Here is a 16,622-nt window from a genome sequence, read left to right on the forward strand (position 1 = left end):
TATAATGTGGACGCATTAACATATGAATAACACAACTCTTCTAACAGCATTTGTTATTGACCTAATGATTGGCGACCCCGGGTGGATTCCACATCCTGTAAGAGCGATAGGGGTTTTGATTGAACGCTCAGAAAAAATTCTCCGGAATTTCACAAAAACAAAGCGAGGTGAGTTTTTTTGTGGAGCTGTCATGGCTATATTTGTAGTTTTAATAACTTATGTAGTTTTTTATTTAATGTCTTACTGGATAAATACTGTCTTTGGCAATTACTTTATAGCTAGCAACAGAATTGCTCTTTCAGATATAATTATTGGCGTTATTGGTTCATTTTCATTGGCATATACCGGACTCAGGGACTCAGTGGTTATTATATTAAAGCGGTTAATGGCTGGCGATACTGAGGGAGCACGAAATGCTCTGAGCTCTATCGTGGGGCGTGATACAAAACGGCTGGACTCTGATGGAATAGTGAGAGCTGCAATAGAGAGTCTTTCAGAAAATCTCTCAGACGGTGTGATTGCCCCCATGTTTTATTTAGCAATCGGTGGACTGCCTTTAGCGTTTGCATATAAGGCTATAAACACAATTGACTCTATGGTTGGGTATAAAAATGACAGGTATCTATATTTTGGGAGATTTGGGGCAAAACTGGACGATGTGGCAAATTATATACCAGCGCGTTTAACAGCTTTATTTATTATTGCTGGCACTATTGCATTAAAGTTACCACTTATGATACAATATTCGTTAATTTGTATAGTTAAAAGAGCTGGGGGTACAAAGAGTCGGATGGTAAAGAATCGTCGGCTGTCTATTCGTAACAGTATGAAGGTATTATTAAGAGATGGCGGTAAGCATCCAAGCCCAAATGCCGGGAGGCCTGAGGCTGCTATGGCAGGTGCGCTTTCAATTGCCCTTGGTGGGGCTTCATACTATGGCGGCAAAGTAGTTGTCAAGCCTGTCATTGGAAGTGCTGATGAGACAGTTGATTTTACAAAAATATACGATGCACTGAATATTTCATTTTTAGCGGCATTAATCGGGTTTGTCTCGATTGCAGCATTATCAGTTTTTCTGAGGGTATCAGTATCTTGAAACTCTGTGAAATCAAGTGTTCTATGTTAAACAAGCTGCTCTATATTACAGCATCGGTAGTTTCTTTGTTGTTTTGTGGTAATTTGTACGCAAATGACGGCGGGAATGCCAAACAGCAGTCGCATATAGATTCTCTTTCCGGAAATGTCTTTACAGATAACAACAATAATTTTAATGTAATACTCGTAGATAAGCATACAAGCACTCTTTACTCTGTAATAGTTAAAGACACAGTTCCATACATAGTGCAGGACTATAAGGTAATCACAGGCGGAAATAACGGCTCAAAGGTAAAAGAGGGGGATTTGAAAACCCCTGAAGGCTTTTATTTTGTAACAAAGTATATTCCTCCGGATAAGCTGGACCATAAACTGTTTGGTGATGGAGCGTTAACACTGAATTATCCCAACATAGTGGACAAAAACATGGGACGCACTGGGCATGGCATATGGATTCACGGCATGGGTGAAGAGAGAAACGACAACAAGACCAAAGGCTGTGTTGCACTTCAGAACAAGGATTTCGAGCAGTTGAAAACCTTTCTTATACTGGGCACACCGGTAATTATCTCTGAGCATCTTCATTTCCTTAACAAAGACGAGTACATGAAAAAGAAAAAGAAATACATGGATATATTCAAAAAATTTATAACCAGTTGGGAGAAGGGAGATTACGAGGGTTTTGCCAGTTTTTTTGATACAAAGTTTAAAGGAGAGGCTAATGGCAACACTGCCCAACAGTATTTAGCTGAAAAAAAGAAGCTTATGAAGATATACCCTCACAGAAAAGTGGTAACCTCCGACTTAAACATTTTTACAGAGAATTCAAGTGCGATAATGTACAAGTTTAATCAGCTCTACTGTGCCGATAATGTGCTTTCCTATGGTACAAAGCTCCTGTATTTGACGGGCGGGGGTGCGCGTGGTGATGAGTATAAGGTGGTTGCTGAGGAATTCAACAAAATGGATGTTGATCCGATAATAGCCCAGCATGTAACCCATCTTGTGTCCAAATGGAGGGCAGCCTGGGCTGCAAAAGATATTGAAAAGTATATGAGTCATTACTCAGCAGCGTTTTCATCTGACGGTATGAATGCAAAACAGTGGAAAGCTCATAAGAAGGGGTTATTTAAGGCTTCACGAAGTTTAAAGGTACACATAAAGGATATAAAATTCAAGGTTCTCTCAGGTAAGCGGATAGAGGTAACTTTCATACAGGAGTACACCTCTGACACAGTTTCAGATAAGGGCCTAAAAACATTAGTGCTGCATGGCTGTCCGGGTGATTATAAGATAATCGAGGAAAGCTGGAGACACATCTAAAGGCTGACCTACTTAATCATATCCATTACGAGCACAATAAAGACAATAGTTATATAGATAATTGAGTACACAAACAGTATTTTGTCACTTTTACTTTCTGAGAAATAAAACTTAACAGCAAACACAATATAGATAATTCCAAGCACTGTACTTGTGATGAGATATATGTAGCCAGCCATAGCCAAAAAATACGGTAGCACACTAAGGGGCAAAAGTATAATGGTGTAAATCAGAGTTAAGGTTTTGGTTTTCATAATACCCTTTGAAATTGGTAGAATGGGAATCCCTGCCCGTGAGTAATCCTCCTTATACTTAAGTGCATAGGCCCAGAAGTGGGGATGCTGCCATATAAACATAATGGCAAACAGTACAAATGCCTGAATATCCACTATTCCTTTAACTGCCACATAGCCAATGACAGGGGGAAGTGCTCCGGTGATGCTACCTACGTGAGTGACAAGGTGAGTGCGCCGTTTCATTAACACCGTGTACGGGATAACATATATAAACGCACTTATAAACGTAAGGATGGCAGAGAGAGTGTTTATATAAATCAAAAAAATTGTAATTGCGGTAACTATAAGCACCAGGCCAAATATCAGTGCCGATGTGGGATAGATGCGTCCTTGTGGAATAGCTCTGACCATCGTACGCTTCATCAGAGAGTCTATGTCTTTATCAAAAAAGTTATTTAAAACAGCAGAACCGGCAGCCGAAAGCCCTATCCCAAGCATCGTGGGCAGGATGAGATGAAACGTTGGGAATCCCCTCTGAGCCATATACATACCGTTTAAGGCCGTTACCAGAACAAGCAGCACGATGCCGGGCTTCATAAGAACCACATGGTCTCTGACTATTGTTCTGTATCTTGTCATTAAAGTATGTCCTGATAATTATAGCATTTTTTCATTGTTTTAACCGTCTATATCAAAACAAAACCAAACTCCATAATTTGTGTTATCCTAACGGGGATACATTAAATGTTAATTGTGGATGATTGGAAAATGACAGATAGTTTGAAAAAAATTGCTACACTGTTTTTATTTCTCATTTTTGCTATTGTTCTCTATAAATACACACTTAAAGAGCCATACCATTTTGATTCGGTTCTTTACATGAAAAGTGTTGATGTTTTTAAAGAAACCTCCCGATTTGAGTGTTTCTTTGGCGCCAGGTGTTTAAGTTCATATATTTTAATCCCGTTTTCTATTTTTATTGGCGCAAAAACCCTTCCGGCTACAACTGTTATTACGGCTCTTTTGGCTTTGTTTTTTTACTATCTCTGGATACGCCGGATATTTAGTTTTAACGAGGGATTTCTTGCAGCCCTTCTTTTTTTCTTTATCCCCGCAAGCATAATAACCATAACTCACGTTAAAGAGGATTTTACAGCATTTATGTTTCTTTTTGCGGCATTTCTAATGGCTTCAAAGGACAAACCGTCGTTTTTAAGACCTGCCTCCGGGCTCTGCTTTGGGTTAGCGTTGGTCTCAAAAGACATGCCAATTATATTTGTCCCGTTTTACTTTTCATATCTCTACATTATGGGCGCAGAGATTGAACAATCATATAAAAAACTGTTGACTAAGGAAAACATTATAATAGGCTGCAAAAACATCCTGACAGCCTTATTACTTTCTCTTATAGTATCGTTTGCTATAGACAGACACCACTTCATAGATCTATTTCATAAAACGGCATCCCCTTATGACGGACAGTTTATGGGAGTCTTTTCACAGATACTCCCTATTGGGTTAGCCTCATGGGAGCACGGTGTCGGTTCTTTTTTATTTTACTTGCAGTTTGTCTCTCTTATAGCTCCATTTTTTGCTAAAACCAAAAAGGAAACATTAATTTATATATTATTTTGTATCCAGTTTATTGCTCTTTCGATTTTTATTTCTAATCTTACGGTTGTAAAATACAGGCACTTTGTGTGGACTTCATTTCTGTGCCTCCCACCTATGCTCTTTACAGTCAGAAGTTTTTTTATGGGTTTTAAGCTTAGCAAAAGAATTACTGTATCAGTCCTGTATGTGGTTTTTGTAGCAACTGCGGCAGCACTTTTTTGGTCAACATATCCCGCCCTTGATCTGCACAGCCGATATAACACAGTCTCGGCTATTTATAAAAACTCAGACATTGATAAAAACAACTCTGTCGTTTCCGGTGTTGACGACTGCGTGTTTGCCCGGTACTTTAACGGTCTTACCTGTGTGGTACATCCTATAGACCCCACGGAAAGCGAAGCATCAGACTTTTCACAAGAGATTGATAAGTATTTGGATGAGAGGAAAAATGTGTATATCCTTCCGGATTTCTTTTCGTACGACAGATATAAAAACATGGAAAAGCAGTTTGTTCCGAAATTTAAGTTTTTAACCGGTAAGAACGTCCTCTATAGTGATTTTCACTACATGGACTATGGCTTTACCCTTAAGCAGTATGAACATAAACTTTCTCATACGTACTCAGTGAGAACCGGCAGCCAATGTGGAGCCCCATATAATAAAACCGCCGAGGAGACCATTAAAGACGAACACGGCCAGCCGTTGCCCTTTGAAATATACACATATAATATAATGTGCACACGAGTTTCCACCGCAGTTAAAGTCTATGTTTATAAGCACAGAGTGATAACAGACCTCAATATGGGAATGATTGTAAAGGTTGAAAGACCGTAATTATGATGAGGAAAGTAGTGTACGGGGAAGGACTCTGTCCTTCCCTTTAGTGGAGGAAAGATCCCTGCAAAACAGATTAAAAACCATTGTCAAAATCTTTTAAAAGCATGTATAGTTAATTAAGAACTCAGCAAAAAAGGAAGAAATATTGCTAACAAGATTTAAAGTATCCGGGTTTAAAAACCTTGTAGATGTTGACATTAGGTTTGGACCTTTTACGTGTATAGCCGGAGCTAATGGTGTCGGGAAATCAAACCTGTTCGATGCCATCCTTTTTTTTTAGTTCTCTTGCCGAAATACCATTTGTTGACGCAGCTATGTCGGTTCGAGATGAAAATGGCAGAGCTACGGATGTAAAAAGCATATTTCACAGATCGGGCAATTCTACAGATAATGTGATTACAATGGAAGCAGAGATGATAGTTCCTGAAGCAGACATTGACGATCCTGGTCAGAATGCAAAGGCAAGTATTACGTTTCTTAGATATTCTATCGAACTTGGCCTTAATGAAAATGAAGACACAGGCTCTCAAGGCAATATTCAGCTGTTCAAAGAGGAACTTTATCGCATAAAAAAGGGTGATGCCTCCAAACATCTGCTCTTTCCACATAAAAAGTCTTGGCGTGATTCTGTAATTACAACAGCAAGTAAAGGGGGAAGCCCATTTATTTCAACTGATAAAAGCGGTTCAGATGATAGTATAAAAATACATCAGGATCGTGGAGATAATAAGGGAGGCGGAAGAACTGGTTCAGTTTTAGCTAAAAATCTAACCAAAACCGTACTATCCACTTTAACAAATGCAGCTGAGACACGCACTGCAATAATAGCAAAAAGAGAGATGCAGTCATGGAGATTATTGCTCCTTGAGCCAACTGCTCTCCGTAAACCCGATAAATTTAATGCGCCAAAAAAGTTAGGCTCTGATGGCTCTCACCTTCCATCAACGTTATACCATTTGCCGCGAACGAGAGAGAATTTTAATAAAGAAAATCAGGTTGAGATCGAAAATCAGGTTTACACAGAGGTTGCAAACCGGCTCTCAGAGTTAATAGATAACGTCTATGAAATTAGTGTTGACCGTGACGAAAAACGTGAGCTGCTTACGCTTGTACTCACTGATCGAAGTGGTTCCACTTTTGCAGCAAGAGATCTGTCCGATGGAACCCTCCGTTTTCTGGCTGCATCAGTGCTTGAGTTGGATACTCAGGCGCAAGGACTCATCTGTTTGGAGGAGCCAGAAAATGGTATTCATCCTGAACGGATTCCGGCAATGATAAGGCTGCTTAAAGATATAGCCACTGACACTGAATTCCCCGAAGGCTCTGATAATCCGCTTCGTCAAGTCATAATAAACACTCACTCACCAGCCGTTGTTGCTCAGGTTCCAGATGACTGCCTGATTATTGCACAACTTAGAGAAAACAAACGTGATAATAACCGTTTTAAAAGTGTTCGTTTTAGCTGTTTAGATCAAACATGGAGAGCTGAAAAGCAGAAAGGAATTGAAATCGTTAATAAAGGGAAGCTGCTTTCGTATTTAAACCCTGTAGCTGCAAAAGATGAGAAAATGGAAGAGGGGCAACGGGTAATAGACAGAGATGACATGCAGCAATTGCTTCACTAATTCTTCTGAACATTTAAAATGAACGAGATTAAGTACACATTGTTATCAGATGGCAGCTCTGATAAAAGACTTATTCAGATTCTTAACTGGTTGCTCAATGAACACTGTCCTAAATTAACAGTAATTCCAATTCTAATTCATGAGAGCATTAATAATCCAGGGCCAGACAACAGTAGAGAGTACCCGCTCTTTATTATTTTCTAAGTCAAACAATGATTTTTCAAAGTGATTTTCAAAAGAGTCGAAACAATCAAAAAAGTGACTATGGAAATATTTTTCACGGAAATCATCCCATATATGTTCAACAGGATTAAGTTCTGGTGAATATGGGGGGAGATACTTAAATTTCATATTGGATGGAATCTTAAGAGATTTTGTCTTGTGCCAACCTGCGTTATCAAGTATCATGACTACTCTGTGGTTGGGATGCCTATATGCGAGCTCATCAATGAAAATCTGCATACAATCAGTGTTAACATGTGGTAGAGTGTATCAATGCTTCCGTCTTCAACAGAAACAGCGGCATAAATATATTCTTGACTTACTGTAGCGCTACAGAGAGGGCGAGTTGGTTTTGGACACCAGCAGCGCCTTATATCAGAGATAAGACCAAAACGGGCTTCATGTGGATTTCTTTTGTCCGGTGCAATCTTATGCCAGCCATTCCTATGTAGAAGGTTATACACTGATGCTAAAGCTGTCTTACGGCCTAACTTTTCATCCAACGATTTTTTGACCTCTCCAACAACTAAAATGCCTCCATTTGTAGCCTTCTCAAAAAATGGAGTTAGAAATGCCTTTTCCTCTTCATTACTCATGTTTTCCCGCCGCCTACCTCCTCGCTTAGCCTTGTTTGTTATACATGCCCCTCCACTTTTTATAAATTGTGTCCGCAAACGACATGCCCAACCTTTTGACACACCTATGACCGACGCCGTTTGCTCTATTGAAAATCCATATTCCAGTGGCAATACTACCGCTTGTGCTTGCTTGAAGTCCCCTACTGTCTTTGCTTTTGATAGAATCTCTTTGGCTTGTTCCAAGTGTCTCCATCCTTGTGACTTTCTTGACATACACTTACCTCCTTTCTTGTAAGTGTATTATTTCATATTTGATTTCGAATTGGAATAACTACAGTTTTAAAATAAAACTACAAAGATGTGTTATTTTCAAAAAAACCATTGCGAAATATATCTGTAAATACTTTTTATACCGAGTTGAGACTATTGCAAAAAAAATTTAATGCTTATTGGGTTAACTCCTGTCGAGGGCTTCATGACGTTTACGGATGTAGAGAAAATGACTGGATCCCGCCTCCACTCAAAAGGGGATTCCCCTGCAAGTGCGGGATGACAATGGAGGAAGGGATTCCTTTTTTGTCATTCATGGAAGGCAGAAATCCAGTCTTTTATTATGTCTCTCTGTCCGAGTTAGTTTTATTTAGAAGTTATACGTTAAATTAAGGCCATATGTGACTGTGGAGTCAATTGCACCATTAGGGTTATATGAGACACCGTCAACTCCTCTTCCGGCCTGGCTTGAGAGAGGAAACGTGTACATAACCACAGGCTGTGCGGACATACTCTTCGTTATTGGTATCGTTAAGCCTGTCATTAACATGCCGTCGTGAAAGGCACTGTATTTACTTCCGGTGTAATCACCTATGCCGCCCTCCACAGAGGGTGATATCTCGTAAGTTCTCCAGTAGTTGGAACTGCCAGCCATATAACCAAAGCTTGCTCCTAAATCAACTGTCATACCTTCTACTTTCGGAATCGGTATTGAGTGGCTGAAAGCCAGATTAAAATACGTTCCCGGATAGCCGTCAATGTCTCTGTAAATTGAAAGCACAGGTTTCGTGATTACATCAAATGCACCGGCGACAAATAACTCCTGAGTCTGTTTTGCATACTGAACTCCATAGTAAACATAGCCGCCTGTCAGGCTGAATATACCCCATGAGCGTGTGTAGCTAAGGGTTATATCAGTTTCGTTATAACTTTTATTACCTGGGTTGTTTGGAACAAAACTCTGAGTGGCGGTTTCGTTTGTGTCCAAATTACCCCAGAATTTAGCCGAAAAACCCTTATAAGCAACCGCTATTGATGGCTGTAAAACAAGACTGTGAGAGCTTATTTCATATCCTCTGAATACATACCTGTTAAATCCGCTTAATACAAGGGTAGTTGTAGCGTTATCGGGTCCGGCAGTACCTTCGGGAGGAATTGAGGCTGTGGCCTCCTCCTTAGCTGCAGGTACATCCTTTGCCTCATCTGCATAGACAGGAATGCTGCATAGTACAAATAATACTAATAATACAATATAATGCTTTTTCATTCTTTTCTCCTTTGGCTTAATAGTATAGCCCCACACTATGTTTTCTTAGAGGACGTCATGTCCTATTTCACCCAAAGTTAGGCGATTGAAGCCTACCTGGTATTTAACTCATCCAAAGCCATATTTAACTTCACAACGTTAATGACAGGGTCTCCAAAAATTCCAAACTGCCGCGGCTCAGAGTGTTTCTCAACAAGGGATGCAACGATGGATTCACTCAGCCCTCTGTATTTTGCCACCCGGTGTATCTGATAAAGTGCTGCCGCAGGGCTTATGTGCGGGTCAAGTCCACTTCCTGATGACGTGATAAGATCCATCGGGATTGGTTTGGTGTTTTCCGGGTCAGCCGCCTTTAACGCTGAAATCCTGTCGGCAAGCGCTTTTTGAAGATCTGGATTGTTCTGGCCAAGGTTTGAACCCGATGAGGATGCAGCATTGTACGGATACGGGGTCGTTGCAGACGGTCTGCTCCAAAAATACCCTGGTGTGCTAAATGGCTGTCCGATGAGAGAAGAGCCGACTGTTTTTCCGTTTTTTACTATAATGCTCCCATTTGCCTTATCCGGAAACACAGCCTGAGCAATCCCTGTCATAGCAAGAGGATAAATAATCCCTAAAATAACCGTAAAAACAACCAGCGAAACAATTGAAGTCCGTAAAACTGCCATAATTTATCTCCTCCCTTAGAATATTTTTAATACACTGATTAACATATCAATTGCTTTTATCCCTATAAACGGTACTATCACGCCTCCTAAGCCATATATCAGGAGATTGTTCCTTAAGAGCGCCGAGGCGCCAAGCGGACGATATTTTACACCCCTCAAGGCAAGTGGAATCAAAGCTACGATTATAAGCGCATTAAAGATCACGGCGGACAAAATAGCGCTCTGCGGGGTTGCCAACTTCATAACATTAAGAACGCCAAGAGCCGGATAAATACCCAAAAAAGCTGCCGGCAATATAGCAAAGTACTTTGCAACATCGTTAGCAACACTAAAGGTGGTTAAAGTTCCGCGGGTAATCAGTAGTTGCTTTCCAATTTCAACAATCTCTATGAGTTTGGTAGGGTTAGAGTCCAGATCAACCATATTGCCAGCTTCTTTAGCCGCCTGAGTACCAGTGTTCATTGCAACAGCTACATCAGCCTGAGCAAGAGCCGGGGCATCGTTTGTGCCATCCCCTGTCATAGCCACAAGTCTGCCTCCTGCCTGATGCTCCCGTATGAGTTTTAATTTAGCCTCAGGAGTTGCCTCAGCTAAAAAGTCATCAACTCCGGCATCGGCTGCAACAGCAGCAGCAGTAAGCGGATTGTCTCCTGTAATCATGACGGTTTTGATTCCCATACGCCTGAGCTGCGCAAACCGTTCCTTTATCCCTCCTTTTACTATATCCTTCAGACGGATTACTCCCAACACTGTTGTCCCCTGTGCCACAACCAAGGGAGTAGCACCCTCACGGGCTATCTCATCAACAATGATTCTTGCCTCAGCCGGAAATACCCCACCCTGGTTCTTTACATAATCAGCAACGGCATCACTTGCGCCTTTACGTATTTCTTTCCCGTCCAGGTTTACGCCGCTCATGCGGGTGTGTGCGGAAAATGCTATGAATTTGGCATGAAGTGTGTTTATATCACGCTCTCTGATTCCGTACAAGTTCTTAGCAAGCACAACAATACTGCGTCCCTCAGGGGTTTCATCGGCAAGGGAGGCCAGTTGTGCCGCATCGGCAAGCGCTTTTACATCTGTCCCACGCATTGGGATAAACTCCGTGGCCTGTCTGTTGCCGAGCGTTATGGTGCCTGTTTTATCTAAAAGCAAAACATCCACATCTCCGGCGGCTTCAACGGCACGCCCCGACATAGCTATCACATTAGCCTGTATCATTCTGTCCATACCGGCAATTCCTATTGCCGAGAGCAGCCCGCCAATTGTTGTGGGAATAAGACAAACCAAAAGGGCTGTCACTATAGTTACCGAAACCGGAGTTCCCTGTGAAATAGCCTTAACGCTGAAAAATGAAAATGGCACGATTGTAACTGTGGCTATAAGAAAGATGATGGTTAATCCGGCAAGCAAAATATCGAGGGCTATCTCGTTAGGGGTTTTTTGCCTTTTTGCGCCCTCAACCATAGAAATCATCCTGTCAATAAAGGTCTCGCCGGGGTTTGCGGTTATCTGGATTATTAACCAGTCGGAGACTATCATCGTACCTCCTGTGACAGCACTTCTGTCACCACCGCTTTCTCTTATAACGGGGGCACTTTCTCCGGTTATGGCACTTTCATTTACCGATGCGACTCCCTCCGTTACCTCACCGTCACTTGGGATAATATCCCCCGCCTTTACAATCACGTAGTCCCCTTTTCTCAGTTTTGACGATGATACTACAGTTACTTTTGCGTTACGATCCGGCGTAGGTATTAAGTTTGCCTGAATATCCCGCCTGCTGCTTCTGAGGTTTTCGGCCTGAGCCTTCCCCCTGCCCTCTGCCATTGACTCAGCAAAGTTAGCAAATATCACAGTAAACCAAAGCCACAAGGAAACTGCCAATATAAAGACGGGCGGTTCACCCAATGGTTTAAAAAGACAAGTGATAAAAAGCGCTGTGGTAAGAACGCTTCCAACTTCTACTACAAACATAACCGGCTTACGCATCTGGTATAACGGATTTAATTTAACAACCGATTCTATAGCAGCGGTGATGATAAGGTGCCAATCGAAAAGATTTTGTTTTATTTTTTTTGTCATAATTTAATCCTCATATTGTTTTATTTAATGGCCGTTAAGTGCTCTGCAATTGGTCCTAAGGAAAGGGAGGGCAGAAACGTTAGTGCCCCAACTATAATAATTATTCCTATTAAAAACACTACAAAAAGAGGCGTATGGGTAGGTAATGTTCCTGAACCAACCGGCACGTGTTTTTTCTCTGCTAATGAGCCCGCTATCGCAAGCACTGGGACAATGACGCCGAACCGCCCCAATAACATAACAATTCCAAGCACTATGTTATAGAAAAGAGTATTAGCGGAAAGGCCGGCAAATGCACTGCCGTTGTTGTTGGCACATGATGAAAACGCATACAGAATTTCTGAAAATCCGTGGGGGCCGGGATTAGCTATACCAGCTACTCCGTCTTTTGCAATAACTGCTACAGCCGTACCCAAAAGCACACACACGGCAGGAATCAGTATTACAAGCGATGACATTTTCATCTCAAACGACTCGATTTTTTTCCCAAGATACTCTGGCGTTCTTCCGACCATAAGGCCTGCGACAAAGACTGAGATAATGGCAAACACTATCATACCGTAAAGCCCGGAGCCAACACCGCCAAAAATTATCTCTCCCAATTGCATAAGAAAAAGCGGAATAAGTCCGCCTAACGGGCTGAAAGAGTCGTGCATAGAGTTAACCGAACCATTGGATGCGGCAGTTGTAACGGCAGCCCAGAGGGCTGAGTTTGCTACCCCAAGGCGCACCTCTTTTCCCTCCATATTGCCGTCAGAGGTTACGGCGGCACTCAGTGTTTTAACATAAGGAGCATCAATCGTTTCGCTGTAATAGCAAAATATCAGCAAGGGGATAAGAATGATAAACATAGCCGCAAGCAGTACCCATCCCTGGCGGGTATCTTCCACCATTTTGCCAAACGTATAGCAAAGGGCTGCAGCGATAAGTAAAATTGCAAGGGACTCCAGAAAATTGGAAAGCGGAGTGGGGTTTTCAAACGGATGTGCGGAGTTTACGTTAAAAAATCCACCCCCGTTTGTGCCAAGCTGCTTTATTGCAATCTGAGAAGCCGCAGGGCCAAAAGGAATCTGCTGTTCTTTCATCTGAGCAGGTTCCGTCTTGTCTTTACCTGAGGCATCTTTAACGGTATTGCCTTTAGAATCCACAACCGGTTTGTCGTACGATACGGTTTGCATAAGAGATGCGGTACGATATGCTTTAAAGTTTTGAACAACCCCCTGAGAGACCAAAATAATCGTAAAAACTATCGAAAGAGGTAAGAGTATGTACAAAATTGACCGTGTAAAGTCCACCCAGAAGTTACCTATAGTTTGAGCATTTCTCCTGACAAATCCCCTTATTAATGCTATAAGCACTGCCATAGCGGTTGCTGCAGAGAGAAAATTCTGGACGCCAAGCCCCATCATTTGGGTCAGGTAACTCATAGTTGACTCCCCGCCATAGCCCTGCCAATTGGTGTTGGTTATAAAGCTCACTGCCGTGTTAAAGGACGAATCCCATGATACGGCAGGAAATCCCTGCGGATTTAACGGCAAATGATTTTGAAACCGCTGCAGCAGATATACAACAATTGCACCTAAAATGTTGAACACTAAGACAGATGCCGTATAAGTTTTCCACGGCATCTCCTCCTCGGAGTGTACGCCAAATATGCGGTACAAGAGTTTCTCAACAGGACTTAGAATTGGAGTTAACAGATTTGGCGTGCCTTCATACACCTTTGCCATGTAGCCGCCCAGCGGCTTAATTAATACAGCCAAAACAACAAAATACAACCCAATCTGAAATAACCCGCTTCCAGTCATTAGAACACCTCCGGTTTTAAGAGCGCCACAGTTAAATAGATAAGCAGCACCACGCTGACAACTCCGCCAATCCAGTAAAAAGTTTCCATAGAAATTACCCCCCGTAACTTTTATAACATCGGAACTGATCCAATGCTCAATTCTACCCTAACACGTTATTTCATAAAATAGGTATTAATAAGCAAGTGTTGAGTATAAAGATTTTATAAAAATGATACCGTCCACTTTGTTAACATTTTATTATAGTACACTTAAGGCTGGCGTTACCATTTGTATTGGCTTTTTTATAATGCAACAAAATTTATTAAAAATAATTTAAAAAAATTGCATTAGTAAATGAAATTTGCTATTATGCCGCAGGGGATGACAAACTACCTTTTGATGTAGCCCCTCTCAGAGTATTACCTTATAAAATTGATGACGGCAGTAACATAGAAAATATTGAGAAAACTAAATCTAAACTGACAAAACTTCTAAAGTATGCAAAAAATAGCGGAACAGCGGACAGTCCAATTTATCAGCTTATCAAGGAGTTTCCAGATGTTGAACACACTAAAACAGATCTCTTCAGAGAGATAGCTGACTACTCTCCGGAGCTAAAGGAACGTCTGAAAGCTGCAAGAAAAGAGGACGTAGATTCACTGTGTAAGATAGAACAGGAAATTCCCTCATTAGAGGATGCAGAAACAGGTGTTGTCGTTGACTTATTTCTTTCTTATCGGGCAGTTAAAGCCTATAAAGAGATGATAGCTCTGGTTGATAAGATGTCTAAACCGTTATCCTCACAGCTTATGATTCAGGAACAGCCTGGATTTGCATTGAATCGTTATGGTAAATCTGATGAGGCTAAGAAGAGGAAAGAACAGGGCAATGGGAGAAAAACTATGAGGCAAAAATGTGAAGCTGTAATTGAAGCTGAAGAGGCAATAGGTACAGGAAATATTGAACCAAAGAAAGCTATTGAATTAACCAAAATACTTAAAAATGAGAGAGTTTTTTGGCTTGCAAGAAGGGTGCTTAAGATTACTATTGATGAGTTATCGAGGCCAGCTCCATCTAAAGAAACAAACAAATTGCATTTGAAGTTAACTCATCAGCTTGCCTTGTGCACCTATAAAGACCCGGATCTTGCAAATGATACAAAATTTGTCGAAGCTATAAATTGTACTGAACACCATTTAATCGTACAGTGGTTATAAAACTCCCGCCTGAACTGTAAGACAGGTCAGGCTGTTTGTAAATCTGATTCATTATCATACCCAATCATTTTGATTTGTGCAAGATGTTTATTTTTAGTAAAGCACTCCATAGGGGTTAATCCGTTACAATGCTTACCTTGATGAGTTCTCATATGGTTATACTCATCAAGCCAGTCATCAAGGTCTTTTTGCAATTGTTCAATGGAGTGATAAATCTTTTTATGAAAGGCTACATTGTAGAATTCCTCAAGTACAGTCTTATGGAAGAGTTCACAGATACCATTACTCTGGAGTGATTTAACTTTGCTGTAGGAGTGTTCAATATCCTCGACTGTCAGATACAACTCATACTCATGGTGTTCTCTTATTCCAATTGTATTCAGAACCTCGGTCTGTAAGTATCCTCAGCAATCTCTTTGTGCCTGAAGCAGTCAATTTGGTGGTCGTTAACAATTCCCACGGCCTGCATAAAAGCGTAGCAGATAGTGGTCCCAAAAAACGTAAATCCGCGTTTTTTCATATCATGGCTGATAGTGTCGGAAAGTTCAGTGTAGGCTGGAATTTCGCTGAATGTTTTAAAGGTATTTACTATTGGCTTACCGTTTACGAATTTCCACAGGTATGAAGTAAAACTGCCAAATTCTTCCTGAATTTTTAAAAATTGAGCGGCATTATTGACTGCTGAAATGATTTTCAGCCGGTTTCTGATAATGCCTGAATCGTTAAGAAGGATTTTTACCTTCTCCTCGGAATAATTTGCAACAATAGCCGGGTCAAAGCGGTCAAAAGCGGCTCTGTAAGAATCACGCCTCTTAAGAATGGTAATCCAGCTAAGCCCTGCCTGAGCGCCCTCAAGTGTAATCATCTCAAACAATGTTGTGTCGTCATAAACCGGCACTCCCCATTGTTCGTTATGGTAGCTAAGATAGAGACCATTATCGTTAGCAACCCAACTACATACGTTTTTACCAACTTCAGTCATTTAACGTGCCGTTATCCTCGACTTTAATCGGCGCTGGATGTCCGTGTTTATGTATCATCCGATATTGTGTGTCAGTCGTAGGTTGTTTTTCTTCTTTGTTTTCCATTTCACCAAAAGTTGTTTCTGAGGATGGTACTGTTTGCCTTACTGTAACACCTGTGCTGTTGTCAGAAGCCATCACTATGCTGCTTCGGAGTATGAGTATGAAAACAAAAACCGCTGTTCTTAAGTTAAATTGATTTTTCATTTGGCGCATTCCCATGTTTTAAGAATTTAATCTAAGCGGCAAACCGCTAACAACTAAGTACGCCTCATCGGACACTGCCGCAACACGTTGATTGAGCACCCCGGCATAGTCTCTAAATAGCCGTGCAAGGCGGTTATCCGGCACTATGGAAAGTCCAACCTCATTTGACACAAGGATAATTGCCCCATCAGATTTAGTTTGTCTTGCAGTTGTAAGCGAGTCTGTCAGTTTCAAAAAAGCGTCATAGATTTTGTCTTTGGCGGGTTCAGGCTCTGTAAGTATCATATTTGTTAGCCACAGAGTCAGACAATCCACTACAATGACCTCATGTGTAGTAACCAGCTCTGTGATACTTTGATGGATGTTAACCGGCTCCTCAACCGTATCCCAGCTACCATTGCGCTCCTTTTGGTGCGCTTCTATGCGCCAAGCCATTTCATCATCGAGAGCCTGTGCGGTTGCAACATATGCCCTTTTGCCGCCATATCTATCTGCTGTTTTAAGGGCAAACGTGCTCTTGCCGCTTTTAGCCCCTCCGGTTATAAACACTATTTTCATATTGAACA

Annotated in this window: 18 protein-coding genes; 6 read left to right on the forward strand and 12 right to left on the reverse strand. The window is 41.4% G+C overall.

Going from position 1 to position 16,622, the window contains the following annotated elements:
* The first annotated feature begins 22 nt into the window (after nt 1–22).
* Entirely contained in the window at nt 23–1,096 is a 1,074-nt protein-coding gene (gene cobD / locus HQK88_07600; GenBank protein MBF0616667.1) for a cobalamin biosynthesis protein CobD, read from the forward strand.
* 23 nt (nt 1,097–1,119) lie between these two features.
* Nucleotides 1,120–2,418, forward strand: coding sequence for a L,D-transpeptidase family protein (locus HQK88_07605; GenBank protein MBF0616668.1), 1,299 nt, complete (start codon nt 1,120–1,122; stop codon nt 2,416–2,418).
* Nucleotides 2,419–2,426: 8 nt separating this feature from the next.
* Here HQK88_07605 and cyoE read toward each other — a convergent pair whose 3' ends face one another.
* The gene (gene cyoE / locus HQK88_07610) at nt 2,427–3,293 is read right to left on the reverse strand and encodes a protoheme IX farnesyltransferase (protein MBF0616669.1); all 867 of its coding nucleotides are present in this window, start codon (nt 3,291–3,293) and stop codon (nt 2,427–2,429) included.
* 129 nt (nt 3,294–3,422) lie between these two features.
* Between cyoE and HQK88_07615 the strand changes: the two genes are divergently transcribed.
* The 3 genes from HQK88_07615 (at nt 3,423) to HQK88_07625 (ending at nt 6,730) form a co-directional block, all read left to right on the forward strand.
* Complete coding sequence (locus tag HQK88_07615) at nt 3,423–5,102, forward strand: hypothetical protein (GenBank protein MBF0616670.1); 1,680 nt, start codon at nt 3,423–3,425, stop codon at nt 5,100–5,102.
* A 148-nt stretch (nt 5,103–5,250) separates the two neighbouring features.
* Entirely contained in the window at nt 5,251–5,385 is a 135-nt protein-coding gene (locus HQK88_07620; GenBank protein ID MBF0616671.1) for an AAA family ATPase, read from the forward strand.
* Entirely contained in the window at nt 5,366–6,730 is a 1,365-nt protein-coding gene (locus tag HQK88_07625) for an AAA family ATPase (protein MBF0616672.1), read from the forward strand. The genes HQK88_07620 and HQK88_07625 overlap by 20 nt, the downstream gene beginning before the upstream one ends.
* Before the next feature lie 132 nt (nt 6,731–6,862).
* On the opposite strand, the gene HQK88_07630 is transcribed toward HQK88_07625, so the two are convergent.
* The 7 genes from HQK88_07630 to kdpF form a co-directional block, all read right to left on the reverse strand.
* On the reverse strand, nt 6,863–7,192 hold the full coding sequence (locus HQK88_07630) for a transposase (GenBank protein MBF0616673.1): 330 nt from the start codon (nt 7,190–7,192) through the stop codon (nt 6,863–6,865).
* Complete coding sequence (locus HQK88_07635; GenBank protein MBF0616674.1) at nt 7,141–7,803, reverse strand: hypothetical protein; 663 nt, start codon at nt 7,801–7,803, stop codon at nt 7,141–7,143. The genes HQK88_07630 and HQK88_07635 overlap by 52 nt, the downstream gene beginning before the upstream one ends.
* Before the next feature lie 367 nt (nt 7,804–8,170).
* A complete protein-coding gene (locus tag HQK88_07640) occupies nt 8,171–9,067 on the reverse strand; it encodes a hypothetical protein (GenBank protein MBF0616675.1) in 897 nt (298 codons plus the stop codon).
* A 92-nt stretch (nt 9,068–9,159) separates the two neighbouring features.
* Entirely contained in the window at nt 9,160–9,738 is a 579-nt protein-coding gene (gene kdpC, locus HQK88_07645; GenBank protein ID MBF0616676.1) for a potassium-transporting ATPase subunit KdpC, read from the reverse strand.
* Nucleotides 9,739–9,750: 12 nt separating this feature from the next.
* Nucleotides 9,751–11,820 carry a potassium-transporting ATPase subunit KdpB gene (kdpB, locus tag HQK88_07650; GenBank protein MBF0616677.1) on the reverse strand — a complete coding sequence of 690 codons (2,070 nt, stop codon included), beginning with the start codon at nt 11,818–11,820 and terminating at the stop codon, nt 9,751–9,753.
* Nucleotides 11,821–11,840: 20 nt separating this feature from the next.
* Nucleotides 11,841–13,628: a potassium-transporting ATPase subunit KdpA gene (gene kdpA / locus HQK88_07655; protein MBF0616678.1), complete on the reverse strand. Its 1,788-nt coding sequence runs from the start codon at nt 13,626–13,628 to the stop codon at nt 11,841–11,843.
* Complete coding sequence (gene kdpF, locus HQK88_07660; GenBank protein MBF0616679.1) at nt 13,628–13,717, reverse strand: K(+)-transporting ATPase subunit F; 90 nt, start codon at nt 13,715–13,717, stop codon at nt 13,628–13,630. The genes kdpA and kdpF overlap by 1 nt, the downstream gene beginning before the upstream one ends.
* 234 nt (nt 13,718–13,951) lie before the next feature.
* On the opposite strand from kdpF, the gene HQK88_07665 reads away from it, so the two are divergent.
* A complete protein-coding gene (locus tag HQK88_07665; GenBank protein MBF0616680.1) occupies nt 13,952–14,827 on the forward strand; it encodes a DUF4071 domain-containing protein in 876 nt (291 codons plus the stop codon).
* A 26-nt stretch (nt 14,828–14,853) separates the two neighbouring features.
* Here the strand turns inward: HQK88_07665 and HQK88_07670 are convergent, their stop codons facing one another.
* The 4 genes from HQK88_07670 to cobU are packed head-to-tail and all read right to left on the reverse strand — an operon-like array spanning nt 14,854 to nt 16,614.
* Nucleotides 14,854–15,171, reverse strand: a complete 318-nt coding sequence (locus tag HQK88_07670) for a transposase (GenBank protein MBF0616681.1) — start codon at nt 15,169–15,171, stop codon at nt 14,854–14,856.
* A gap of 35 nt (nt 15,172–15,206) precedes the next feature.
* On the reverse strand, nt 15,207–15,809 hold the full coding sequence (locus HQK88_07675) for a DNA-3-methyladenine glycosylase I (protein ID MBF0616682.1): 603 nt from the start codon (nt 15,807–15,809) through the stop codon (nt 15,207–15,209).
* A complete protein-coding gene (locus tag HQK88_07680) occupies nt 15,802–16,056 on the reverse strand; it encodes a hypothetical protein (protein MBF0616683.1) in 255 nt (84 codons plus the stop codon). Before HQK88_07680 ends, HQK88_07675 begins: the two co-directional genes overlap by 8 nt.
* A gap of 18 nt (nt 16,057–16,074) precedes the next feature.
* On the reverse strand, nt 16,075–16,614 hold the full coding sequence (gene cobU / locus HQK88_07685) for a bifunctional adenosylcobinamide kinase/adenosylcobinamide-phosphate guanylyltransferase (GenBank protein MBF0616684.1): 540 nt from the start codon (nt 16,612–16,614) through the stop codon (nt 16,075–16,077).
* Nucleotides 16,615–16,622: the final 8 nt, after the last annotated feature.

It is taken from the genome of Nitrospirota bacterium (assembly GCA_015233895.1).
In the GTDB taxonomy this organism is placed as follows: Bacteria; Nitrospirota; Thermodesulfovibrionia; order Thermodesulfovibrionales; family Magnetobacteriaceae; genus Magnetomonas.